Source organism: Acinetobacter silvestris, from assembly GCF_002135235.1.
In the GTDB taxonomy this organism is placed as follows: Bacteria; Pseudomonadota; Gammaproteobacteria; order Pseudomonadales; family Moraxellaceae; genus Acinetobacter; species Acinetobacter silvestris.
In genome coordinates this window covers 23303-46489 of the sequence record NZ_NEGB01000011.1, presented here as the reverse complement: position 1 = coordinate 46489, position 23187 = coordinate 23303, and the positions used below count along the sequence as shown (strand labels likewise).

General features: G+C 37.8%; 22 protein-coding genes. 20 read left to right on the top strand and 2 right to left on the bottom strand.

Going from position 1 to position 23187, the window contains the following annotated elements; genetic code table 11:
- The first annotated feature begins 77 nt into the window (after positions 1-77).
- From hpf to hisC, 6 genes are all read left to right on the top strand, one after another.
- A complete protein-coding gene (gene hpf, locus B9T28_RS14055; protein WP_086204607.1) occupies positions 78-419 on the top strand; it encodes a ribosome hibernation-promoting factor, HPF/YfiA family in 342 nt (113 codons plus the stop codon).
- A 142-nt stretch (positions 420-561) separates the two neighbouring features.
- Positions 562-813: a BolA family iron metabolism protein IbaG gene (ibaG, locus tag B9T28_RS14050; RefSeq protein WP_086204606.1), complete on the top strand. Its 252-nt coding sequence runs from the start codon at positions 562-564 to the stop codon at positions 811-813.
- A gap of 6 nt (positions 814-819) precedes the next feature.
- The gene (gene murA / locus B9T28_RS14045) at positions 820-2076 is read left to right on the top strand and encodes a UDP-N-acetylglucosamine 1-carboxyvinyltransferase (RefSeq protein ID WP_086204605.1); all 1257 of its coding nucleotides are present in this window, start codon (positions 820-822) and stop codon (positions 2074-2076) included.
- Positions 2076-2771 (top strand): ATP phosphoribosyltransferase, encoded by a 696-nt coding sequence (hisG, locus tag B9T28_RS14040; RefSeq protein ID WP_086204604.1) that lies wholly within the window; start codon positions 2076-2078, stop codon positions 2769-2771. Before murA ends, hisG begins: the two co-directional genes overlap by 1 nt.
- Before the next feature lie 203 nt (positions 2772-2974).
- The gene (hisD, locus tag B9T28_RS14035; RefSeq protein ID WP_171263530.1) at positions 2975-4276 is read left to right on the top strand and encodes a histidinol dehydrogenase; all 1302 of its coding nucleotides are present in this window, start codon (positions 2975-2977) and stop codon (positions 4274-4276) included.
- A 75-nt stretch (positions 4277-4351) separates the two neighbouring features.
- Positions 4352-5440, top strand: a complete 1089-nt coding sequence (gene hisC, locus B9T28_RS14030) for a histidinol-phosphate transaminase (protein WP_086204602.1) — start codon at positions 4352-4354, stop codon at positions 5438-5440.
- 13 nt (positions 5441-5453) lie between these two features.
- Here the strand turns inward: hisC and B9T28_RS14025 are convergent, their stop codons facing one another.
- Positions 5454-6815: an anthranilate synthase component I family protein gene (locus B9T28_RS14025; protein WP_086204601.1), complete on the bottom strand. Its 1362-nt coding sequence runs from the start codon at positions 6813-6815 to the stop codon at positions 5454-5456.
- A gap of 246 nt (positions 6816-7061) precedes the next feature.
- On the opposite strand from B9T28_RS14025, the gene filA reads away from it, so the two are divergent.
- From filA to filF, 6 genes are all read left to right on the top strand, one after another.
- Positions 7062-7955: a putative pilus system protein FilA gene (gene filA, locus B9T28_RS14020; RefSeq protein ID WP_086204600.1), complete on the top strand. Its 894-nt coding sequence runs from the start codon at positions 7062-7064 to the stop codon at positions 7953-7955.
- Between the two features lie 197 nt (positions 7956-8152).
- A complete protein-coding gene (gene filB / locus B9T28_RS14015; protein ID WP_086204599.1) occupies positions 8153-8986 on the top strand; it encodes a putative pilus system C39 family peptidase FilB in 834 nt (277 codons plus the stop codon).
- Positions 8987-9032: 46 nt separating this feature from the next.
- A complete protein-coding gene (gene filC / locus B9T28_RS14010; RefSeq protein ID WP_086204598.1) occupies positions 9033-10184 on the top strand; it encodes a putative pilus system protein FilC in 1152 nt (383 codons plus the stop codon).
- Positions 10185-10196: 12 nt separating this feature from the next.
- A complete protein-coding gene (gene filD, locus B9T28_RS14005; RefSeq protein ID WP_086204597.1) occupies positions 10197-11861 on the top strand; it encodes a putative pilus system OmpP1/FadL family transporter FilD in 1665 nt (554 codons plus the stop codon).
- A complete protein-coding gene (filE, locus tag B9T28_RS14000) occupies positions 11861-13105 on the top strand; it encodes a putative pilus assembly protein FilE (RefSeq protein ID WP_086204596.1) in 1245 nt (414 codons plus the stop codon). The genes filD and filE overlap by 1 nt, the downstream gene beginning before the upstream one ends.
- Positions 13106-13122: 17 nt before the next feature.
- The gene (filF, locus tag B9T28_RS13995) at positions 13123-15039 is read left to right on the top strand and encodes a putative pilus system protein FilF (RefSeq protein WP_086204595.1); all 1917 of its coding nucleotides are present in this window, start codon (positions 13123-13125) and stop codon (positions 15037-15039) included.
- A gap of 62 nt (positions 15040-15101) precedes the next feature.
- Here the strand turns inward: filF and B9T28_RS13990 are convergent, their stop codons facing one another.
- Positions 15102-15650, bottom strand: coding sequence for an NUDIX hydrolase (locus tag B9T28_RS13990; protein ID WP_086204614.1), 549 nt, complete (start codon positions 15648-15650; stop codon positions 15102-15104).
- Positions 15651-15773: 123 nt separating this feature from the next.
- On the opposite strand from B9T28_RS13990, the gene B9T28_RS13985 reads away from it, so the two are divergent.
- The 8 genes from B9T28_RS13985 (at position 15774) to B9T28_RS13950 (ending at position 23177) form a co-directional block, all read left to right on the top strand.
- Entirely contained in the window at positions 15774-16397 is a 624-nt protein-coding gene (locus B9T28_RS13985; RefSeq protein WP_086204594.1) for a CoA pyrophosphatase, read from the top strand.
- 28 nt (positions 16398-16425) lie between these two features.
- On the top strand, positions 16426-16956 hold the full coding sequence (locus B9T28_RS13980; protein ID WP_086204593.1) for a gamma carbonic anhydrase family protein: 531 nt from the start codon (positions 16426-16428) through the stop codon (positions 16954-16956).
- Positions 16957-17121: 165 nt separating this feature from the next.
- The gene (gene tsaB, locus B9T28_RS13975) at positions 17122-17787 is read left to right on the top strand and encodes a tRNA (adenosine(37)-N6)-threonylcarbamoyltransferase complex dimerization subunit type 1 TsaB (RefSeq protein WP_086204592.1); all 666 of its coding nucleotides are present in this window, start codon (positions 17122-17124) and stop codon (positions 17785-17787) included.
- 15 nt (positions 17788-17802) lie between these two features.
- A complete protein-coding gene (locus tag B9T28_RS13970; RefSeq protein WP_086204591.1) occupies positions 17803-18627 on the top strand; it encodes an undecaprenyl-diphosphate phosphatase in 825 nt (274 codons plus the stop codon).
- A complete protein-coding gene (locus B9T28_RS13965; RefSeq protein WP_086204590.1) occupies positions 18621-19427 on the top strand; it encodes a class I SAM-dependent methyltransferase in 807 nt (268 codons plus the stop codon). Before B9T28_RS13970 ends, B9T28_RS13965 begins: the two co-directional genes overlap by 7 nt.
- A gap of 134 nt (positions 19428-19561) precedes the next feature.
- Positions 19562-21007: a C13 family peptidase gene (locus tag B9T28_RS13960; protein WP_086204589.1), complete on the top strand. Its 1446-nt coding sequence runs from the start codon at positions 19562-19564 to the stop codon at positions 21005-21007.
- A gap of 13 nt (positions 21008-21020) precedes the next feature.
- Positions 21021-21857 carry an S-formylglutathione hydrolase gene (gene fghA, locus B9T28_RS13955; protein WP_086204588.1) on the top strand — a complete coding sequence of 279 codons (837 nt, stop codon included), beginning with the start codon at positions 21021-21023 and terminating at the stop codon, positions 21855-21857.
- 207 nt (positions 21858-22064) lie between these two features.
- Positions 22065-23177, top strand: a complete 1113-nt coding sequence (locus tag B9T28_RS13950; RefSeq protein ID WP_086204587.1) for a YjgN family protein — start codon at positions 22065-22067, stop codon at positions 23175-23177.
- The last annotated feature ends 10 nt before the right edge of the window (positions 23178-23187 follow it).

Below are 23187 nucleotides of genomic sequence, written 5' to 3'. Positions count from 1 at the left end.
TTCAATGTGAAAATTTAGTCATACATTTGTTTGAATTACATGGCTCGTCACATCCTGTATAGGGAAAGGGATCAGATATGCAAATTACAATTCGTGGACATCATTTAACCGTTACGCCAGCAATAGAAGAAAATATCCGTCAAAAATTTGAGTTGATGACTCAGCACTTAGATCAAGTGAGTAGCATGCAAGTGAAGCTGACCAAAGATCATCAAGTGGATAAGCGTTCAAAAAAAGGTAGTGAAAATCACATTGCAGAAGCCATCATTCGTTTGCCAGGAATTGAGCTTTTTGCTCAAGCATCAGCGGATGATATGTATGCTTCAATTAAAAAGATGATGGAAAAAATCAAAAAACAATTACAGCGCCATCGGGATATGCAAACCAATTTTCAGCCGCTGGAAATACAGATAACGTAAAACTTAAAAAATTAAAAAAAGAGGTTGAAAAACACCTCTTTTTTTTTATCGATAATTTTTGTATGAGTTAATGAATTATTTTTATTAAATAGAGTAAAATACACGGTTTTTACACTGTCAGTCCTATAATGAGGTCGATGCAATGAATAGTGAACAGCTCACTGAAATCTTAATAACAGCTTTCCCTGATGCTGAAGTCGCTGTAAGTGGGCAAGCAGGTAAGTTTGATCTTCGTATTGTGGATAATCAATTTGAAGGTAAACGTCCAGTTGTCCGTCAACAAACGGTATATGCTCCATTAAACTCATATATTGCCAGTGGTGAGGTGCATGCTGTGACTATTCGTGCAATGACGAAAGAAGAATGGCGTAAAGCTAGTCTGTTTGGAGCTTAAGCGTTAATGGATAAATTTTTAATACAAGGTGGTGTGAAACTCGAAGGTGAAGTGCGTATTTCAGGTGCCAAAAATGCGGCATTACCACTTCTTGCTGCAATGATTCTTGCAGATTCACCAATTACCTTAACCAATGTTCCAAATCTTAAAGATGTCAATACGTTAGTCGAGTTGATTGGCGGTTTAGGGGTGAAAATCAGTTATGAGGGTGATACCGTCATTGCGGATACTTCTACTTTAGATAATCAATTTGCACCCTATGAACTTGTGAAGACTATGCGAGCATCTATTTTGGTGCTTGGTCCATTATTGGCGCGTTATGGTAGTGCACAAGTGTCACTTCCAGGTGGTTGTGCCATTGGGTCACGTCCAGTGGATCAACACTTAAAAGCATTAGAAGCTCTAGGTGCGCATATTGAAGTTGAAAATGGTTATGTACATGCCAAAGTCGATGGTCGCTTAAAAGGTGGCGAAGTTGTCTTTGATATGGTGACCGTGGGCGGTACGGAAAATATCTTAACTGCTGCGGTATTGGCGGAGGGTGTAACCACCATTCGTAATGCTGCACGTGAGCCTGAAATTACTGATCTTGCGCAAATGCTGATTAAAATGGGCGCAAAAATTGAAGGTCTAGATACCGATACTCTCGTGGTAACGGGTGTGGAAAGTTTACATGGTTGCGAATATGCAGTGGTTGCTGATCGTATTGAAACTGGTTCATATCTTGCTGCCGCTGCAATTACTGGCGGTAAAGTTAAAACTACCCATACTGATCCAAATCTTCTTGAAGCTGTCCTAGATAAATTCGAAGAAATGGGCGCAGAAGTTACGCGTGGCGACGATTGGATTGAGCTGGATATGATGGGCAAACGTCCAAAAGCCGTCAGCTTCCAGACTTTACCACATCCAGAATTTCCGACAGATATGCAAGCACAGATTATGGCGGTGAATGCGATTGGTCGTGGTTTTGCTACGATTTCTGAAACGATTTTTGAAAATCGTTTCATGCATGTGCCTGAGTTGTCACGTATGGGTGCAAATATTCAGATTGAAGGTAATGATGCTGTGGTAACGGGTGTAGAAAAACTTTCTGCTGCGCCTGTAATGGCAACTGATTTGCGTGCTTCGTTTTCTTTAGTTCTAGCAGCTCTCGCCGCAGATGGGGAAACATTGATTGACCGTATTTATCATATTGATCGCGGTTATGAAGAGATTGAAGCGAAGTTACAGGGTTTAGGTGCCCAAATTAAGCGAGTAAGTTAATGAGTGATATGAGAAACGATGATCTAAACTTTGACGTAATGGGCAATTTTGATCATGGTTTAACTTTAGCATTAAGCAAAGGACGTATCTTAAAAGAAACTTTACCCTTGCTTGAAACAGCAGGAATTAACTTACTGGAAGATCCAGATAAATCACGTAAGTTAATTTTTCCAACCACCCATAAACACGTGCGTATTTTAATTTTACGTGCCTCTGATGTACCCACCTATGTAGAAAACGGTGCGGCAGATATTGGGGTTGCAGGTAAAGATGTACTCATGGAACATGGTGCACAAAATGTTTATGAACCTTTAGACTTAAAAATTGCTGTATGTAAGCTGATGACAGCGGGTAAAGTTGGCATGGTTCGTCCGAAAGGTCGTTTAAAAATTGCGACTAAATATGTCAATTTAACCCGTCAATATTATGCCAGTTTAGGTGAGCAAGTCGATGTGATTAAGCTCTATGGTTCTATGGAGCTTGCACCACTTGTGGGTTTAGGTGATTACATTGTTGATGTGGTCGATACGGGTAATACTTTACGTGCCAATGGTTTGGAGCCATTGGAAGAAATTTGCCAAGTATCTTCACGTTTGATTGTAAATAAAGCCAGTTTTAAGCGCAAACAAGCGTTATTAAACCCGATTCTTGCACAGCTTGAAAAAGCAGTTGCTGAGCGTCAAAGCAAAAAATAACAATCGATTTTATTTTTGCTAAAAAACCGTTGTGATTCACGACGGTTTTTTTATGGATAATATTTAAGTATTAAAAATATAAATAAAATTATTTTATGAATGATTTTAAAAGTTATTTTCCATCAAACTTTAGGTATAGATGGCGATATCCTGTCCACAAGTATCATGAAACAAGGTAAACTAATGCTTCCTTTTTTCACGATGTGGATAAATTGATGCGACGTTTATCGACTCAAGATCAAAATTTCAAACAAGTTTTTGCAGATTTGTTGGCTTTTGAGACAGTGAGTGACCCTGAGCTTTTAAAAACAGTAGACCAAATTATTGCAGATGTACGCCAATATGGTGATGCACATGTACTTAAACTCACTCAGCAGTTCGATCGACATCCAGCGCATCAATTTTCAAGCTTAGAGCTTTCACAACAGCAATTAAAAGTTGCCTTTGATGGGTTAACGGCAGAGGTTCGCGAAGCTTTAGAATTCGCAGCCAAACGTATTCGAACATTTCATCAAGCACAGAAGCAAGATGGTTGGTCTTATGTGGATGAGTTGGGCAATACTTTAGGTCAAAAAGTGACACCACTCGACCGGGTGGGCATTTATGTGCCCGGTGGTTTAGCTTCTTATCCATCATCCGTGTTGATGAATGCTGTACCTGCACATGTCGCAGGTGTACCTGAAATTATTATGGTGGTACCAGCGCCAAATGGGGAGTTAAATTCATTGGTCTTGGCAGCCGCCTATTTAGCAGGTGTAAGTCGCGTATTTACCATTGGTGGTGCGCAAGCTGTTGCGGCTTTGGCGTATGGTACCGAAACCATTCCAGCAGTTGATAAAATTACTGGGCCAGGAAACCGCTTCGTTGCTGCGGCAAAACGTGCGGTATTCGGTCAAGTCGGTATCGATATGATTGCAGGGCCATCTGAGATTTTGGTCTATGCGGAAGGTAAGAATAACGCGCAATGGCTGGCTATGGATTTGTTATCACAAGCTGAACATGACACCGTTGCACAAGCGATTTTCATTACCCCAGATGAACAACTTTTAAATGACGTTGCACAAGCCATTGAAGCACATTTAGCAATTTTACCCAAAGCTGAAATTGCACGGACTTCAATTGCTAATCGTGGTGCATTCATTTTAGTCAAAGATCGTCAAGAAGCGATTGATTTAATTAATCAAGTTGCACCTGAGCATCTCCAACTTTGTGTGGATGATGCACAAGCCATGTCGGAAAATATTCGTCATGCCGGTGCGATTTTTATGGGACGTTATACGCCTGAAGCGATAGGTGATTACTGTGCTGGGCCAAACCATGTCTTACCGACTTCAGGTACAGCACGTTTTTCATCACCATTGGGAGTTTATGATTTCCAAAAACGTTCCAGCTTAATTATGTGTTCTGAACAAGGGGTAAAACCTTTGGCGAAAACAGCTGATATTTTGGCACAACAAGAAAACTTGGATGCACATGCACGTTCAGCACGTTATCGTTATCAATAAGCTTTGATGAATAAAAAAGGCTGATTGATCAGCCTTTTTTTAAGCCTATAACAGATTTGATTGAGATATTGAAAAATGAACATTACAACAGAAAAAATGCGGTTTTGGAGTCCTGAAGTACGTGAATTAAAACCTTATGTGCCGGGCGAGCAACCGAAAATCCAAAATTTACTTAAATTAAATACCAATGAAAATCCATATCCACCATCACCAAAAGTGGTGGAAGCGGTACAGGCCATTTTAGCTGATTCTGCTGATGTATTACGTCTTTATCCGGATCCTGATGCAACGTTATTAAAACAAGCCATTGCCAAACAACAAAATGTCGCAGTATCCAATATTTTTGTCGGTAATGGTTCGGATGAGGTTTTAGCACATATTTTTAAAGCATTTTTTGTGCAACAACAGCCTATTCTATATGCGGATATTACCTATAGTTTTTATCCTGTTTATAGTCAATTTTTTGGGGTGAAAACTCAAGAAATTCCACTGAACGATCATTTTGAGATCATTGTGGAGGATTATAAACAGCCGAATGGCGGGATTATTATTACCAATCCAAATGCACCGACCAGCATTGCCTTAGGTTTATCTGCAATTGAAGAAGTTTTACAAGCGAACCCAAATTCAGTCGTAGTGATTGATGAGGCTTATGTCGATTTTGGGGCTGAATCAGCGGTTGATTTAGTGGGAAAATACGAAAATTTAGTGGTTTGTCAAACCACATCTAAATCACGTTCACTGGCGGGTTTACGTGTTGGTTTTGCCATAGCACAACCACATTTAATTGCCGCTTTAGAAGCAGTCAAAAATAGTTTTAATTCTTATCCGATGGATCGTTTTGCAATCGCTGCAGCGGTCGCGTCATTTGAGGATCAAACTTACTTCGAAGCACAATGTCAAAAAGTGATTGCAAGCCGCGAAACATTAGTGGCGAATCTGGAAGAGTTGGGCTTTACAGTATTACCTTCAAAGGCGAATTTTATCTTTGCTTCACTGCCGTCTAAAAATGTAGGTGAATTGGCAGCACAATTACGTGAACAAGGTATTATTGTGCGCTATTTTAATAAGCCTAGAATCAACCAGTTTTTACGTATTACTGTGGGTACAGATGAGCAAAATCAGCGTTTAGTCGATACTTTAAAGAACACTATTTTAGCTTAATCATAGCGTTGAATTATTCAGGACTATGCCATGTATTGAGTAAATCAAGCATGGCAGAAACTTTATCGAAACATTCTTGATATTCTGCATCACAGTTTGAGGCGATGGTAATTCCACCACCTGCCCATAATGAGATGTCATCTTGATATTTTTGTATTGAGCGAATTAAAATATTCCATGAGCCTGTACCATCAAAATTAAAATAACCCATTGAGCCACAGTACGCACCACGTGGCGCACCTTCTAGCTCTTCAATAATTTGCATCGCGCGAATTTTAGGTGCGCCTGTAATTGAACCACCAGGCAGGGCGGATAGGAGTACTTCAAATGGGTTAACGTCTTTTTTTAAGGTTGCAGTGACTTCACTAACCATGTGATGTACTTGATTAAAGCTTTCTATTTCAAATAATTTCGGCGTTTTTACCGAACCTGTTTCAGCATAAACACTCAAATCATTGCGTAATAAATCTACAATCATGACATTCTCAGCCTGATCTTTTTCTGAGTGAGCTAGCGTGTATTTAGATTGTTGATCTAATATTGGATCATCATAGCGAGGCATTGTGCCTTTAATGGGTTTCGTGACGATTTTTTGATTTTTTTCAAAATTAATAAATAATTCTGGTGAGCAACTTAAGAGTTCAAAATCACCTATTTTTAGATAGCCTGAATAAGGTGCATCAGTCAGTTGCCAAAACTTTTCAGCTGTATTTAAAAGGGAACCCTGCGCTTTTGCAGTAAATTCTTGTGTTAAATTAATCTGATAGCAATCGCCTGCTTTAATATATTCTTGTACTTGTAAAAAAGCTTGTTGATACTGATCTTTAGACCAGCGCGCCTGAGTAATGGTCAGCATGTTAAAGGGTGCTGAGATTGATTCTGACGAGATTAATTGATTGATTAGAGCATATAGTTCTACAGCTTCAGGTTCTGTACTATAGAAAAACCATTGCTGATCTTCAAATTTTAAAAAGCTTTGATATGCACCTAAAAATAGATTGGGTTGTGTTTTAAAGCACGTTGTAGCTTGCGAATGTGCGGAAAAATTATAATCAATAAAACCGATATAACCACCACAAAAACCTGAAATAGAATGGTTGTTCGTGCTTATATTTATGGGATTGGAGAATTTTAAGAAATGATTTAAAGATTGATCTAGTGTACTTAAAGCAAATTCTATAAGATTGTTTCGAGTATAAAATTCAATTTTATCATGCTGATATATACAGTATTTTGAAGGCAAAAATGCAACGATAGGGGCATGGTTATTTTCAAGATAAACGCAACCAAATAAAGAATCTAGCTTTTTGAGAATATCTACTACTTTATATTCAGAAAATATTAAAGATTTCTTGAAAAATGAGGTGTTTAGCATCTTAAATCGTAAAAAATAATTTCTTGTATTTTACTACAAATTGCACACTGATTCACATATATACCGTTTGTCGGGTATTTATCTTTTTTGATAAACAGTAGTTGAACAAAAAGTAACATGCAGTTAATTTGAAAAGGCAAAACGGACTACTCAAGGATTGATGTTTCTGTTGTAAAAAAAGCAAAAAACAATAGAGATTGCGGAGAGTGGTTAAAAATGAAAAAAAATGCTCTTGGGAGAGTACACATGAAATTATTTACTAAACTTGCTTTAGTTTCCGCAATGACAATTAGTGCAAATGCAATGGCAATGCAGGCAATGGATGATGCATCGCTAAGTGCTACAACGGGTCAAGATGGTATTTCCATTGGGATTGGCATTTCAAAAATTGAGATTGATAAAGTACACGTTTTCGATGGAGATGGCTTAGCTGCTGGTTATACCGATACTGTTAATCTTACAGGTGGTAATCCAACTGTATATGCTAATGGTCATGCTGGTGCAATTACTGTTAATAATATCGTAATTGGCGCAAATGTAGCTGCACTTTTACCAAGCCATAATCTTGCTGATGTAACAATTGATACAGATGGTGGTAATGGTAATCCATTCTTAAATATTGGTGCTGCGGTTTCAGGCTTAAGTATTCATTTAGGTAAAATTGAAGTAAATGATGTTAAGTCAGGTGATGCTGCAACCCCATATAAAGTTGGTGCAAGTACTGCAACTATTTTAAATAGTTTGGATTTAACCACTGGTGCTACATCAGCAAATATTCAACTGGGTAATACGCCACAAGGTGCGATGATTAAATTGGCTGGTAGTATGACGGGTGGTTTAACCATTGGTAATGTATCACTACATGATGCATCAACAAATGGTGGTGGTGATATCGTACTTGGTTCAATTCACTTAAATGACAATGGTGGAACCGACTTATCTACTGATGCTGCGATTGCTGTTAAACCAACAGGTTTAGTAATCACTGCTATGACTACATCAACAGATATTTATATCAAAAAGATTGGTTTAGGTTCAGCAGCGAGTTCAATTGGTGATGTGGCTGTAAGTGGTATGAAAGTATTTAATGGTGCAGCAGGAACAACTCCTGGCGCCGTGATTACTATTTCTGGTCACTAATTTAGTATGAACTAAAAACGCGTGTTTACACGCGTTTTTTTTTAACAAGAAAACTGTGAAATACATCAAAAAGTAAAAAAAATACTGTATTTTTTTACAAAAGAAGGTATCTTCTATTTACAGGGAAGTAGAGTGTTTGCTCTAAAAATAATATCAGCACTTAAGGCATACTTTGCCGATACTAGAATAGTTAAAATATGTTAGAAATTACTTTAGGTTCGGCAATGATCTATTATTTTGCCAGCCATGCATTAGACATTAAGCCGAAACCAGCCAATGCTGTGTATTACACAGAGCTTGCTGATCCTCGTGATAAATCTTTTTCAAGATTCCATCGTGAAACTGTAGAGATTAAGCCTGCCTTAGAAAATCAATTCAGAGGCATTGTACGTCAAGCCTATGATTACAGTTGTGGTTCTGCTGCACTCACGACATTGTTAAATGGACATGTCGGGGCACAGTTAACTGAACAACAAACCATGGAAGGTTTACTCCGATTTGGAGAATATAATCGTATTGTAGAACGTCGTAGTTTTTCATTATTAGATATGAAACGATTTGTAACTGCAATTGGATTTGAGAGTGGTGGCTTTAAAGGCGAATTTTCAGATCTGATTAAGCAAGATCAACCCGCAATCGTTCCTATTTCTTATGCTGGTTTTAAGCATTTTGTGGTGTATAAAGCCTATAAAAATGGTCGAGTCTATGTTGCAGATCCAGCTTTGGGCAACATTAGTTTTGATCAAGAACGATTTAAACAGATTTGGGAAAACAATACTTTATTTTTAATTAGTGTACCAAAAGCGCAACAGAAAAATTTATTAGCATTGCAGGATGCAGATTTACGTCATGTAGATGATGCAACAATTAATCGTTATGCGCTCGTAGATGCCCAATTTTCAACAGATTATATGAATAAAATTGCAGATAAAGCCTCTACTATGCGTCGTGTAATTGACCAAAACAAGAACTCAGATACATACAATCAGCCAATTACAACCTTTATGCGCCTCTATTATAAACGTAAATAATGAATTGATTTAAAAATTAAATAATCAAACTTTTGGTAGGAATCAAATGAATAATCAATGGATGAAGAGAACTTTACTTGCTATCAGTATTCAGGTTGCAGTTGGAGGGGTTTATGCAGCGGAAGCCGTATCAGATGTAGATGGTGTTGAAGAAAATCAGAGTCAAAGTGAAGTTGGTACGGACACTACAGCACCGAATATAATGAATAAAGATGAAACACCATCATTACTTCCTAAAGAGGGCAGTAAAGCCGCTCAAGCCTTGAAACAACAAGAAGGTGATGCGACAAAGGAAACCAATTTACAAGAAGTTTTTACATCGAATGAACGTCAATATTCTTTAATTAAAAAAGGTGAAATTTCAACTTTTTATGATTTAGATTATTCGTATTATCGTGATTCACAAATTAATGCAGCTATGGATCAAGGGAGTTTGTATCAACTGCGTGTTGATGAAGATGCCAGTCATACTATTACCAATACCTTTTCGGGGCAGTATGGTTTATCTGATAATTTAACCTTAAGTGCATCTATTCCTTTAATTGCTAAATCAGATAACTTAAAAGACACGACAACTGCGGGTTTAGGTGATATCGGTTTTGGTGCACGTTGGGAACCATTCCCATTGAAGGCAGGACGTTTACCGCTTATTTTATTTGGTAGCCTTTCAACTAAAACCGGTGATAGTCCTTATGAAATCAATCCGGAAAAAGAATTGTCTACAGGTAAGGGCTATTATTCAGTTGGTGTAGGGGCGAGTACCCGCAAATATATTGATCCTGTTGTATTGTTTGCTTCTTTTTCTGCCAGTTATGGCTTAAAAGAAACTGGATTAAATCAAGTGCGCGGTGGTGGTGACACAACTAGACGTGTTCTAGATACGTTTGAGCCGGGAATTACTGGTGGTTTTTCATTTGGATATGCGTACTCATTTAATTACGATGTCTCAATGACTATGTCTTATCAACAATCATTTAATAGTAATACGTCCTTTACTTATACCAATGGTGAGTCTTATAAAGCGGCGGGACAAACCAGTGCAATGTTCTCAATTGCATTAGGTGTTCGCGTATCGCCAGAAACGATTGTTAATGGAACATTGGGAATTGGTTTAACTGAAGACTCTCCTGATGTCTCATTAGGTTTATCTTTCCCACTTGATATTTTAGGTTTTGGTAAGAAGAAAAAAGCAATTTAAAGGGATTTAAGTATGAAAAACATACAATTACGCCCGTTAGTTGCTGCGATTTTCTTAACGGGTTGCTCGACACCAGTATTTGCTCAGTTGGGTTTAAACTTATCTGTTGATGTTCGTTCATTAACCATGGGAAATGCTGTTACGGCAGACCCTCCGGGAATTAGTGCAATTCACTTTAACCCAGCAGCATTGACTAAATTGAAAGGCTTACAAACCGATGTTCAGGGTATTGTTGCGAACTTTAATATTCAGAAAGAGTTTTCTGCTCCACAAGGATATAACGTTTTTGGATATTCAGATGATCCATTGATTTGTAATGATGCACCCGATAATCCGTCAAGTTTATGTACAGATTATAAAGATAAAGCCAATGGGGATGTGGAGTATGCCAGTTTGTATGTCCCTATCTTGAAAAAAATTGTCGATTTAGGTGCGGGTTGGCCTGTAGTCGCACCGACAGCAGGAATTTCATATAATCCGCCGGGATCAAAACTGACTTATGCAACAGCAGCATATGCACCCATGGTTGCTGGTTTTGGTTCAGAAGATGGAAATCCCGGTAATTTTATGGGACAACAGGTGGCAATTGAGCGTATTACGTATTTGTCACCATCTATTGCTTATCAAGTGAATGATGAACTCTCGATCGGTGCATCGGTCGGAATGTCTTATCAAGCAGTAGCGTTGAAAACTGATCTGCGTTTCCCGAATGAAATGATTGGTGTGTTACGGATGGTGGATGAAGCTGTCTGTGCACCATTTAGGGGAAATTCCAACGTTATTACAGATCTTCTTTTATTTGGGATGTGTAATACCAATGAGAGTATGAATCCATTTGGTAAATTTGGACAAATGCAAGTTTCAATGGAACAAAGTTTAAGTCCAAGTTTCAATGTTGGTGTTTTGTGGGATCCAAGTGATGACTTTGGCTTTGGTATAGTGTATCAAAGTGCTGCAAAAATGCGTTTAAAAGGCAAATACTTTATTGATAACGCCAATGCGCCACGAGAATTAATTAAAGGTCTAAACTCCTCTGCTACTGGACAAATTTTAGCTGCAATTTTAGGATTCCCTGGTTATATTCCACCAACTGAGTCTGGTTTGATTGCGATGGATTTGGAATATCCAGCTCACGTTCAGGGTGGGATTAAATATAAAATTTTACCAGATTTACAAGTCAATTTTGACTTGGGGTGGACTGATTTTAAAGCATGGGAAAAATTTAAATTTGAATTTGATCGACAGATTTCGGCTTTAAAAATTGCAAAATTATTATCCAATAATGTATCAGACCAGTCTTTAGCTTTGCCTTTAGGTTTTCAATCGCCGTGGAACTGGGGGATTGGCTTTGAATATTCAGCGACTGATCGTTTAAAACTTCGTGCCGGTTATGAGCCACGGACCAGTTCGATTCCAGATGATAAACGAAATACATTAGTGCCAATCAATAATGCTCAACTCTTTGGTTTAGGGCTGGGTTATCGTTTTGATGAAGATACTGATATTGATTTATCCGTTGGTTTTTTACGTAGTCGAGATAATATTCCAGCCAATAGCAGTAGCATGGCCAACAAAACTGGTGTTGATAATTTACTGTTAAATCCTTACGCGGGTTTGAATATTAAAACAAATACCAAAGTCACAATTCTTGGTTTAAATTATAGAACGAGATGGTAATGTTTCTGAAAAAATTAAAAGCTTCCATGTATACATCGTGCACCTTATTTCTTTCTGTTGGAATAGCTTCTACGGTGTCTGCGGGTGGTTTTTATACTATTATTGGGCCAGATGGACACCCAATGGTGGTCCAACAAAAAAAGGCAGTACAAAAAGTTGATGAACCGAAAGCAATTATAGCTGTGCAGGAGAGTCAACTTTCAAAAATTCGACCGAATGTCGATCAGCGCAGCAATATTGTTTCAACAGGGAGTTTGTCTTCTGATAAGAGTGTGGTCAAGCATGATCAAGTAAGCTTAAAAAATCAGATTGAGGGAAAAAAAGATAAAGTTGATCTTGATCATCAAAGCATTACCCCCAAAAAAAATGTTGTGTCATTAATAGGTGATGTGAGTGATCAACAACAAAGTGACCAAAAAAAATCGGAAGGAATATCATCTAAAAAATTGCCATTGGCTCAGGTGACTCCCTCAGAAGTGACGTCTGTAGTGTCTGCGAAAGTAACGACACATGAGACTCAACCCATCGATAATACCAAGATAGCAGGATCTGAACATCAATACACCATTATTGATGGCGTAAAATACGTTAATAATGAATTTTTAGAAGATAGGGAATTTAATTTAGAAGGGAAAAAACGTTTTTATGTCATGCCAAATGTTGTTGGGGGCAGCAGTCGTTTTGATACAGTGGAACGAGAAAAAGGACTAAGTCGTTCATTCATTGATAAATTGAAAAATGAAAAACCTGTTGTAAATTCGCCGATGATTCTCGCCTCGACTTATTATCGCTTACCTAAAGATGAAGTTGTGAATACTTTAGAGCAGACCTGTTTTACTGGCAAAAAAATTGCTAAGGCAAAGTCTTTAACACTGAATAATCGTGAAGTTGGATTTTGGCCTGTAGCACCCATTAAAGAAAAATTTGTCTATGAAGTCGTAAAAATAGATCCAAGCGTTCAAGATATTTTACTTACTTCTTTCGCATCGACACAAAAAACACCGAGTTATTATTGGCCTTTGGTCGTATTTTTAGATGGAAGTGGGTGTGTGATTGAGGGTGTGAGTGGTTTTAAAAATCAAGAATTTGCTGAAAGTGATTTTCAGCATGCCGCGATTGAAGGGGTCTTAAAAAAACCACAGTCTGCCAGTTATCTGTTTATGACGCCATTATCATCTGCTGTAGATGTTGAAAACAAACAATTGTCTAATGAAGGACAGATCAAGCTTAGTGTTATTCGATAAGCAAAGAGATTAGGATTATGAAAAATAAATTTATTTTACCTTTTGCCCTAACAGGCTTAGTAACTGCTTTATCGGGCTGTGGTGGTGAAAGTGCCGTAATTCATGAAGATCCAAATAAAGGGATTGCAACATCAACCAATGGTTGTTTGCCATCAGCAGAAAAGTGTCAATCTTTTGTGGTGGATTATCCAATTGAAGGGTTAAATTTTGATTGTAGTAGTGATCAAAAGAATCATTTTATTACTGAAATGGTGCAAAATGTAGCGATTGGCGGTTGTGGTGTTGGGGATAAAGTTAATTTTTATATTCAAGGATCTGAAACAAGTAAAAAAATAGCTTTAGGCTCAGTTGATTTGAGTAAATTAAATTCACTAAAAGTCACAGGACAGCCGACACAGATTGGCCTGATTGATATAGCAACAGGCATGACTGGTAAAGTACCCGCATCAATGTCTATGAATGATGATACTTTTAAAGTAATGGTGGGTTTGACGCGAATTTTTCAAGCCATTGCAGTAGTAGAAGATACAAATTTAGTTGGCGATGTTCAACCTATCGAGTTATCTAAAAAATTTAAAAATGATTTAAGTAAAATTGAAACTTCGATTGATGTCGCAAACTTCTTGGATGGAAGTTATGTCAATATTTTAAAACCATGGTTAGATCTCACGCCAGTGAATGAGACTGCGGCACAACAAGTGGCTGTACAACTCATTAATCTTTCCAATGTAAATGTTTATACAGCAAATTTCCTTGCTGTTTCTGGCGCAAATGTAGATTTAGGTGGTTTCTTTGGTGCAAGTCCTTCAGGCAAAGAAGCCATTGCAAATTTGTATTTATTAACCACACGTCAAGGTTATACCACGGGTTATGCTGTGCAGTGGATGGGGACACCTATTACCACTGGTGAGCAAGTCATCAGTTCAATCGCGCGTATTAATTTATTGACGCAAGTGTCGCCGAATAAACTTAATGCAGATGCGCAGTTACATTGGATTAATCCTTTATCAAAAAGAGTTACAGAGCCTTTTAAGCTACATTCAGTCGATAATCTTTCGGACAATTTAGAGATTTTTCAGGGAACGTTATTTAATGGAACCACTATTCCTGGCACTGAATTTATGTATAAACGGATAACGGGTGATACCAAGCCACCATTAGATTCAAGTGTCTATGGAAAGTGGCGACAAACATCTGCAGGTGAGCAATTTACAGGTTCGATTGATGTTTATAAGACCAATCCAGCGACGTATTTAGATAAACGAGTGTTTCAAACGATCAATACGGTGAAGACTGGTCAGCAATATATATTTCCACTATATGCAAACCTCGTGTTTAGTTTTGAAGATAAAACTATTCCTAAGATGAAACTGGGCATTGTTGTGGATGAGAATGGTGATATTCGAACCAATATTGGCGCGGATGCAACCAGTACCGATTTAAGTTCTACGGTGTGTTCTGATGTAAATCCGATTACATATAAAGATACAGCCACTGGGGTTCAGCAATACCGCATCGGAACAACGGGTGCAGCAAACTACGATAATAGTGATAAGTCTTTAACATTGCGTATGATTTTATCCAATCCAGTTTTTGGTAATTTGGATGGTGTTTTAGTTGGGCTAAATGAAAGTTTGATGTTCTTGCCACAAACTGGTTCAGGTGAAGTGCCATCTTTTACTTCAGGTGGTGTGCGTATGAATCTACAGAATTTGATTGTGGATAAATCGACGGCACATGGGATTAATATTACCGGATGGAATGGACAGTTTGCGACAGAGGCTGAATGGGGGAATATGCAAGCCATTTCTCAATCCATTTTTAATACTGCAAATAAAGATAAAGCAAATCAGGCACAACTAGATTTAGCTAAACGCGCAAGTGGTACGATTAATATCGAATTACCAAGTTGCTATACCTTAAAAACTAAATAAAGATTAAGCACATAAAAAACCATCCTTGAGGATGGTTTTTTTATGGAATATTTTTTATTTTGCTAACCTGTCTGATCTAAACGACTACCCAAGGTTTCTAAATGCATTGGGAATTGGTTGTTTTTACGATCTTCAAAATAATGGCGTAAGGTACGTTCAACACTAGGAAATGCGAGTTCATCCCAAGGAATTTCATCTTCTGAAAATAGGCGACTTTCGATAGTTTCTTCACCGGCACCAAATTTTCCATCGACAAGTTGAGTTTTAAATAACACGTAAATTTGTCCAATGCGAGGGATGTTATACATGCAATACAGCTGTTCAATGTCCACATCAGCTTCAGCTTCTTCACGAGTTTCACGTGCTGCACCTTGCTCCATGGTTTCAAAAAGTTCCATGTATCCTGCAGGTAAAGTCCATAAGCCATAGCGTGGCTCAATTGCACGTCTACACAGCAAAACTTTGTTGTCCCACAATGCCAAAGCACCACAAATGACTTTTGGATTAATATAATGAATAGTTCCACAATTTGAACACACTTGGCGAACTTTATGGTCTCCCAAAGGGATTTGGTCTATTGTTTTATGTCCGCAGGCAGTACAAAAACTCATAAGCTTCGTTGAATTTTCAAGATAACTCAGCATAACCGATATTTTCTACTTTCGCATCATTTATAGCCTAATCCATAAAATTTGGGCTATGATAAAGTCACAACAAAAACAGGAAGAGAGCAAATGCAGGATGACTTATTAACACAAGAATTGCAGCAGCGCTTACGCTTTTCCAAAATAATTAAGCCAGCAAATGCCGCTGTGTTAATAGCGATTACGAATGAATCGGATCCTAAAGTTTTATTGACGCGTCGTTCTGTTTATTTAAATAACCATGCAGGTGAAGTTTCTTTTCCAGGTGGAAAGCGAGATCCGAGTGATACCAGTAATATTGTGGTTGCTCTCAGAGAAGCATGGGAAGAAACAGCACTTAATCCATTTGATGTGCAGCTGTTAGGCGACTTACCCATGGAACGAGCAAAGAGTGGTATGACGGTCAAACCTGTCGTTGGTTTAATTCCTGCAGATATTAATTTAATTGCACAACCTTCAGAAATTGATAGAATATTTTTTGTATCTTTAAGAAAATTAATGGAATCTAAACCCATTCCTTATGAGGTTCGATTGGCGCATCAATCTTTGTATTTTCCAAGCTTGCGTGTCGAAAATGAGATTGTTTGGGGCTTGACCGCTCGAATTTTGATTTCACTATTTCAATATGGCTTGAACTATCACAAGTCATGGCCTTTTTTACTGAATTCCCCTGCGTTTAAGTCAAAAATTTTTAATAAAATAACCGATCATTAAAATTTACGACAGTAAATGGATTTTATTTATGATGTATAAGTTTAAACAGTATTCGCCAAAAGCAACACAACAACCTTGGGATGGCTGGGTGGCAGACACCGCCACAGTGATTGGACAAGTTGAGTTAGGACGGCAGGTGAGTATTTGGTTTGGTGTAGTTATTCGTGGTGATAATAGTGTAATTCGTTTAGGTGACTTCAGTAATGTCCAAGAAAATGCCGTATTACACACCGATGCGGGTATCGAAATGAATATTGGTGCCTATGTTACGATTGGACATCAAGCAACGCTACATGGTTGTACTATTGGTGATAATAGTTTAATTGGCATTAATGCTGTGATTTTAAATCATGCTGTGATTGGAAAAAATTGTATTATTGGTGCAAATACTTTGATTCCGGAAGGCAAAGTGATCCCTGATAATTCCTTAGTGGTTGGCTCTCCTGGAAAAGTGGTAAAAACTTTAGATGAACATGCCGAAGTACGTTTAAAAATGAGTGCTATGCATTATGCAGAACACTTTAAAGATTTTATGCATTTAGAGAAATTTGAATTCTAAGAATTCATATTTCTATCACCCAGCAAGACGTAGATTAAATGTTATAGCCAAGAACATTTCTTGAAGTGAATGACTTGGCTTTTTTGTTTCTGTATCTAGAATTTCTCGCGCTATTAAAATGAGTAGAGTAGAATACTCGCACTTTTTAAGATAGTTGGATTGTGCATGAAATTGCTGGCATTGGAAACTGCCAATGAGCAGTGTTCTGTTTCTATAGTTGATGAAACACAAACACTTTTTTTTCAGTTAGATGAAAGAGCAAAAGCACAAACGCAAACTATTTTGCCACTCATTGAACAAGGTCTGGCGCAGACGAATGTAGAATTGCCTGACTTAACTGCGATTGCATTTAGTCGTGGCCCTGGTTCATTTAGTGGGGTTCGAATTAATGCGGCGGTAACTCAAGCACTGGCATGGGCAAATGATTTACCGGTTATTCCTGTGTCAACATTACAAGCTTTGGCGCAAGCTGCTTATCGTGAGGCGAAGTTAACGGCGGTTACCGCCGTTTTAGATGCACGAATGAAAGAAGTTTATTTGGCCAGTTTTCAATGCGATGAAAATAATATTATGCAATTGGTCGATGAGGAAAAATTACTCGATTATGCTCATGCCGCTGAATATCAAAAATTTATTTTAATTGGTTCTGGTTCAGTTTTAATTAAGCCTGAAGCTACAGAATACCAACATATTCATGCAAATGCAGACGATATTGCCGAAATTGCAAGATACAATGCAAAGCAACAACAATGGGTGAGTGCGGAACATGCATTACCTGTTTATTTACGTGATAATGCTTGGAAAAAAATTCCAGAACAAGGCAAACCATAAAATTTAGGAAAATACATGGATCTTTTACTGCTCCTTAAAGCAGCCATCATGGGCATCGTTGAAGGCATTACTGAGTTTTTACCCATTTCGAGTACAGGGCATTTAATTCTTGCCGCTGAATTAATGAATTTCTGGACCAAAGAGAAAAGTGATCTTTTTGTAGTTGCAATTCAGATGGGGGCAATTCTTGCTGTTGTTTATGAGTATTGGGCAAAACTTTGGGGTGCAGCTACAGGTTTATTGACGGGTGAAAAAAAGGGACGACATCTTGGGGTTACGCTTATTGTCGCTTCTATTCCAATTATGTTGGTTGGCCTGACCTTTGGTGAAACTGTTAAGGCACTGCTATTTAATGATATCTCTGTAGCTATTGGCTTAATTGTAGGCGGATTGATTATTTGGTGGGTCGAAAAAAATCCACAAAAAGTGAATGCAGCAGAAGTTGAAAATATTTCTTTAAGAGAGGCAGTTTATATTGGCTTAATTCAAGTCTTAGCCTTAATTCCGGGAACCTCGCGTTCAGGTGCGACCATTATTGGTGGCATGATGCTGGGTATTTCACGTAAAGCAGCCACAGAGTTCTCATTCTTTTTGGGTATTCCCGTTATTGTTGGTGCAGGCTTACTCGATTTATATAAAAATTATCATATCTATGAAACTACCCAAGATTGGACTGTATTTTTTGTGGGGCTCATTGTTTCATTTGTTTCCGCGCTTATTCTGATTCGCGCTTTGGTTGCGTATGTGGCTAAGCGTGATTTTATGGTATTTGCTTGGTATCGTATTGCATCTGGTTTAATCATTTTATTGTTTGCTTTAACAGGTTGGAAATTATGGTAAGCGAAATTCGCTTATTTACCGAAACAGAACATTTACAGAAAGCACAGCAATATCAGGCTGTGCTTTCTTCACGTTTGGTGAATGTAAATATTGACGTTATTGATCAATTAAATGCTCGTTTTCTACGTTTAAATCCTGAATTAGCGTTATGTGTCGATGATCAAGGGTTATGGCTTTGTGCGAATGGTATGAAAATGCAGCCTGATTGGAAAGCAGAAATCGCAAGATTAAAAAGAGCAAGCCTTAAATCTGAAATGATTGCGCGAGCCTGTAATTTATCTGAGAAACCAAACTTGATCGATGCGACGGCGGGTTTGGGTCACGACAGTTTACTGATGGCGCATTTGGGCGCGCACGTCATATTAATTGAACGTCATCCCATTTTATTTACGTTACTAGAAGATTCAAAAAAACAAGCCGCAGGTGATCCATTCTTAGCCAAAGTCGTGGAACGCATTGATTTGGTGTTTTCCGATTCTACTGCTTATTTACAACAGCAGATCGGACAAGATCATCAGGTTGATGTGGTGTATTTAGATCCAATGTTTCCACAGCGCGATCAAAATCAACAGGCAATTAAAAAACAGGCACAAGTCAAAAAACAGATGCAGCTTTTACACCTACTTTTACCTGAAGATGGTGAAATGGATTTGGGTGACAATTTACTCGAATTGGCCATACAAATCGCTAAACGCGTTATTGTGAAACGACCACGCCTTGCCGTATATTTAGCTGAACGTATACCAGATCATCAATGGCAAGGTGATGCATGTCGTTTTGATGCCTATTTTTCTAAATAGTTGTTGAGTAGTTTGGTAAGCGACTTAAAAATAGTCAAAAAATTGCGATATAGTTAAAAGTAGCATTGATAAAAATTTAGCCGAGCATACACTAGGAAGGGCTGATTAAAGCCTTCTGCCTGAACAGAATTTCTATGATAGACCTTAAACCCTCGATTAATTTCTGGCATGATTTAAAAAGTAACCAACGTGCAGGTTTGTGGTTATTTTTAGGGTCTCGAAAATCGTTACAAATCGTTCGTCCCTCAATTCTCCAACTGATTTTTTGGGGGATTTTAGGTGGGAGTGCGAATACCTTATTTAGTTGGTTAGTCGCAGGTGATGGTGGCGTATTTAATAAGCAAGGCCTCGTCAGTTATGCATTGTGGCCATTTATTGCCCTGATTGTGGGTATTTTTCTTTCACAACGAACCAATAATTCACGCTTGATGTTAGTGCCCGCTTTATTGTGGTTGGTGCTAGATACACATATTGCCTTATTGCAAAGTTTCATTCAATATTTGGGTAGTTTAGATATTCTTCCCAGCTTTACCTACGATTATCTACCGATCATTTTTATGGTGTTATTTGTCTGGCAGAGCTTAGCGGTCGTTTGGGTTTTTGCACGTGAACTGAAGTGGCCATGGTGGGAGCGTGCATTAATTATGCTCGCAACATTATTCACTTTAATCGTGTGGCAAATGTCAGTTAAAGATCAACCCATTTGGAAGGTTGAAGAGTCTCCAGCCACATTATCTGAAACTGCTTTCTATGCGCAAAGTCGCCTATTAAATAAATCCATTGAGCAAATTCAATTTGGTGAGTTTGCTCAAACACATTGGTATTTTTTAGGTGTTGCAGGCGCCAGTTATCAAGATGTTTTTAAATTTGAAATAGAGCGAATTAAAGAACAGTTTGATACACGGTTTGGCACTTTTGGTCGTTCGATGGAGTTGGTGAATAATCCTGAAACTTTGACTGACATTCCCATTGCATCGAAAACCAGTATGGATTTAGCTTTACGCCGTATTGGACAACAAATGAATAAGGAAAGTGATGTCTTATTTTTATATATGACATCACACGGTTTGCCCAATCAGTTTGAAATGGAAAATGAGCCAATCGCTTTAGATGATGTCGATCCAAAATGGTTGAGAGAGGCTTTAGATAAATCAGGCATTCGTTGGAAAGTCATTGTGATTTCAGCATGTTATTCAGGTAGTTTTGTACCTGCTTTACAATCTCCTGATACCTTAATTATCACTGCATCCGCAGCTGATCGGGCATCATTTGGATGTTCAAATGAAGCCGATTATACTTATTTTGGTCGCGCCTTTTTTGATCAAGCGATGCGTGAACAAAAAACCATTAAAGCCGCATTTAATCAAGCAGCTGAAACGGTAGCAAAATGGGAAAGTGCCCAAGGTTTTGAACCATCGGAACCTCAGTGGGTAATTGGTAAAAATATGGAATTAATGTTGCCACAATTAGAACAACATTTATTTCCTCAAGCCAATATACAAACCACAAGTCATACCGAGTCTGTAGTCATACCTACTCAAAAGATAACGCCACAGAATTTAACCGTTGCTCACCAATAACAAGGAAAATATGATGGAGCTTATTCAAACGAATCGCTGTTTCGATGGCGAGCAACGTATTTATCAAATGACATCTCAAGCACTTCGTGGCAAGAGTAAGCTAGCTATATATTTGCCACCTCAAGCATTACAAGGGCAGAAATGTGCTGCTTTATTTTACTTGGCAGGCTTAACCTGTACTGAAGATACTTTTGTTATTAAGGCACATGCACAACGATTGGCAGCACAATTGGGTTTAATTCTCATTGCACCAGATACTTCTCCCCGTGGAGAAGGCGTTGCAGATGTAGATGCTTGGGATTTAGGGCAAGGTGCAGGCTTTTATCTGAATGCGACTCAACAGCCGTGGGCTGAGCATTATCAAATGGAAAGTTATATTGTCGATGAGATTTATCCTACCATTGTACAAACCTTTCCAATTTTAAATCATGCAATTGGGATTTTTGGGCACTCCATGGGCGGGCATGGTGCATTAACCTTAGCGTGGAAATATCCTGAAAAATTTAAGTCTGTTTCTGCTTTCGCACCAATATGTGCGCCAACTGAATGTCCTTGGGGTGAAAAAGCCTTCTCAAATTATTTAGGCGATGATCAAGCTGAATGGGCAAAGCATGATGCAACTCAATTAGTCTTAACTATGGGACAAAAATTTACTGAAGTCTTAATTGATCAAGGTTTAAATGATCAATTTTATAGCCAGTTACATCCTGAAACATTTCAACAAGCGTGCAATAAAGTCGGACAAAAGCTGACTTTAAGATTACACGACGGTTATGATCACGGTTATTATTTTATTCAAAGCTTTATGGATGATCATCTACAATTCCATGCATTACAACTACAAAAGTAATGGTTTGAGCTGAGGCTAGATATCTGATATTAAATTAATTTTTTATTGCAAGCGATTGACTTAGAAAATAAAAAATAGACATAAGATATCTAGTTAAGCTAAGTTATTTAATTTTACGACTATTTATTATCCACTTAAAAGAATATAAACTAACAGCATAAAATAATTTGTGATGAATTCTTTCATACTTAAAAATAAGAGAAAATAATGCAAGAACAACAAGAGCACATTTTTTCAGAATCGCATAATCCTAGATTTCCTTCTTCTATTCCTACAGAGCCTCCGACGCAACGATCTGATTTAGCTAAGGTATATCGTTTTAAATTTCATGGTGAGGCCATGGAATATTTTGGTATATGGATCGTGAATATTCTGTTAACCATTGCAACTTTAAGCTTGTATGCACCATGGGCTAAAGTAAGGCGACTCAGATATTTTTATAGTAATACTGAGTTTTTCCAACGTTTTTTTGATTTTACCGGCTTACCGACTAAGATTTTAATTGGTCGCTTAATTGCAATCAGTATATGGGCTGCATTTGCAGTAGCTGGATACTTGGAAATGAGGATTGCTGTATTTGGTGGTCTATTCATTTATTTGGCATTGCCTTGGTTATTACGCGCAACCATTCGGTTTACTTCACGTAATAGTAAATATGCCAATAGTCGCTTTTATTTTGATGGTACAAATAAAGAAGCCTATAAACAGTTTTTTCTTAGCTTGTTAATTATCGTGTTTACACTCGGTTTATTTACGCCTGTCGTCATCTGGTTATATAAGCGTTATGTGCTGAATCATCTTTATGCGGGACAATTGAAGTTTAAATTAAATAATTCATGGGCAGATTATATGTCTGCGGTATATGTTCCTATCTTTTTATTGGTCGGGATTTTTATAATATTAATCATCTTACTAATCATTTTAGGCATGAATTTTTCCCATAATATTAATTTAACTCAATCAGGTGCGGGGATCGTTTTAGTCATTTATATCTGCGCTTTAATTTTTGTTAGACCATTGATCCAAGCACGAATTTTTATTACAACTTGGAATAATACCACCATTAGCCAAAGCCAATTTAAAACAGATTGTAATCAATGGCGTTATGCTTGGATTGTGGCGAGTAATTGGATTGTGAAAATTTTAAGTATTGGTTTGATGTCTGCTTGGGCTGCCATTCGCTTATATAAATATCAAGTTGAGTCGTTAAGTTTACATCTACAAGATGATCCAGATCGGATGATGAACATGATTCAGACGGATCATAGTGCGATAGCAGAAGAAATAAGTGATATTTTTGATTTAGATATTTCATTATAAGTAAGAGGGG

Excerpts from the sequence above, each read along its gene's own strand:
- hpf (WP_086204607.1), top strand. The coding sequence starts at position 78 with ATGCAAATTACAATTCGTGGACATCATTTAACCGTTACGCCAGCAATA.
- ibaG (WP_086204606.1), top strand. The coding sequence starts at position 562 with ATGAATAGTGAACAGCTCACTGAAATCTTAATAACAGCTTTCCCTGAT.
- murA (WP_086204605.1), top strand. The coding sequence starts at position 820 with ATGGATAAATTTTTAATACAAGGTGGTGTGAAACTCGAAGGTGAAGTG.
- hisG (WP_086204604.1), top strand. The coding sequence starts at position 2,076 with ATGAGTGATATGAGAAACGATGATCTAAACTTTGACGTAATGGGCAAT.
- hisC (WP_086204602.1), top strand. The coding sequence starts at position 4,352 with ATGAACATTACAACAGAAAAAATGCGGTTTTGGAGTCCTGAAGTACGT.
- B9T28_RS14025 (WP_086204601.1), bottom strand. The coding sequence starts at position 6,815 with ATGCTAAACACCTCATTTTTCAAGAAATCTTTAATATTTTCTGAATAT.
- filA (WP_086204600.1), top strand. The coding sequence starts at position 7,062 with ATGAAATTATTTACTAAACTTGCTTTAGTTTCCGCAATGACAATTAGT.
- filB (WP_086204599.1), top strand. The coding sequence starts at position 8,153 with ATGTTAGAAATTACTTTAGGTTCGGCAATGATCTATTATTTTGCCAGC.
- filC (WP_086204598.1), top strand. The coding sequence starts at position 9,033 with ATGAATAATCAATGGATGAAGAGAACTTTACTTGCTATCAGTATTCAG.
- filD (WP_086204597.1), top strand. The coding sequence starts at position 10,197 with ATGAAAAACATACAATTACGCCCGTTAGTTGCTGCGATTTTCTTAACG.
- filE (WP_086204596.1), top strand. The coding sequence starts at position 11,861 with ATGTTTCTGAAAAAATTAAAAGCTTCCATGTATACATCGTGCACCTTA.
- filF (WP_086204595.1), top strand. The coding sequence starts at position 13,123 with ATGAAAAATAAATTTATTTTACCTTTTGCCCTAACAGGCTTAGTAACT.
- B9T28_RS13990 (WP_086204614.1), bottom strand. The coding sequence starts at position 15,650 with ATGAGTTTTTGTACTGCCTGCGGACATAAAACAATAGACCAAATCCCT.
- B9T28_RS13985 (WP_086204594.1), top strand. The coding sequence starts at position 15,774 with ATGCAGGATGACTTATTAACACAAGAATTGCAGCAGCGCTTACGCTTT.
- B9T28_RS13980 (WP_086204593.1), top strand. The coding sequence starts at position 16,426 with ATGATGTATAAGTTTAAACAGTATTCGCCAAAAGCAACACAACAACCT.
- tsaB (WP_086204592.1), top strand. The coding sequence starts at position 17,122 with ATGAAATTGCTGGCATTGGAAACTGCCAATGAGCAGTGTTCTGTTTCT.
- B9T28_RS13970 (WP_086204591.1), top strand. The coding sequence starts at position 17,803 with ATGGATCTTTTACTGCTCCTTAAAGCAGCCATCATGGGCATCGTTGAA.
- B9T28_RS13965 (WP_086204590.1), top strand. The coding sequence starts at position 18,621 with ATGGTAAGCGAAATTCGCTTATTTACCGAAACAGAACATTTACAGAAA.
- B9T28_RS13960 (WP_086204589.1), top strand. The coding sequence starts at position 19,562 with ATGATAGACCTTAAACCCTCGATTAATTTCTGGCATGATTTAAAAAGT.
- fghA (WP_086204588.1), top strand. The coding sequence starts at position 21,021 with ATGGAGCTTATTCAAACGAATCGCTGTTTCGATGGCGAGCAACGTATT.
- B9T28_RS13950 (WP_086204587.1), top strand. The coding sequence starts at position 22,065 with ATGCAAGAACAACAAGAGCACATTTTTTCAGAATCGCATAATCCTAGA.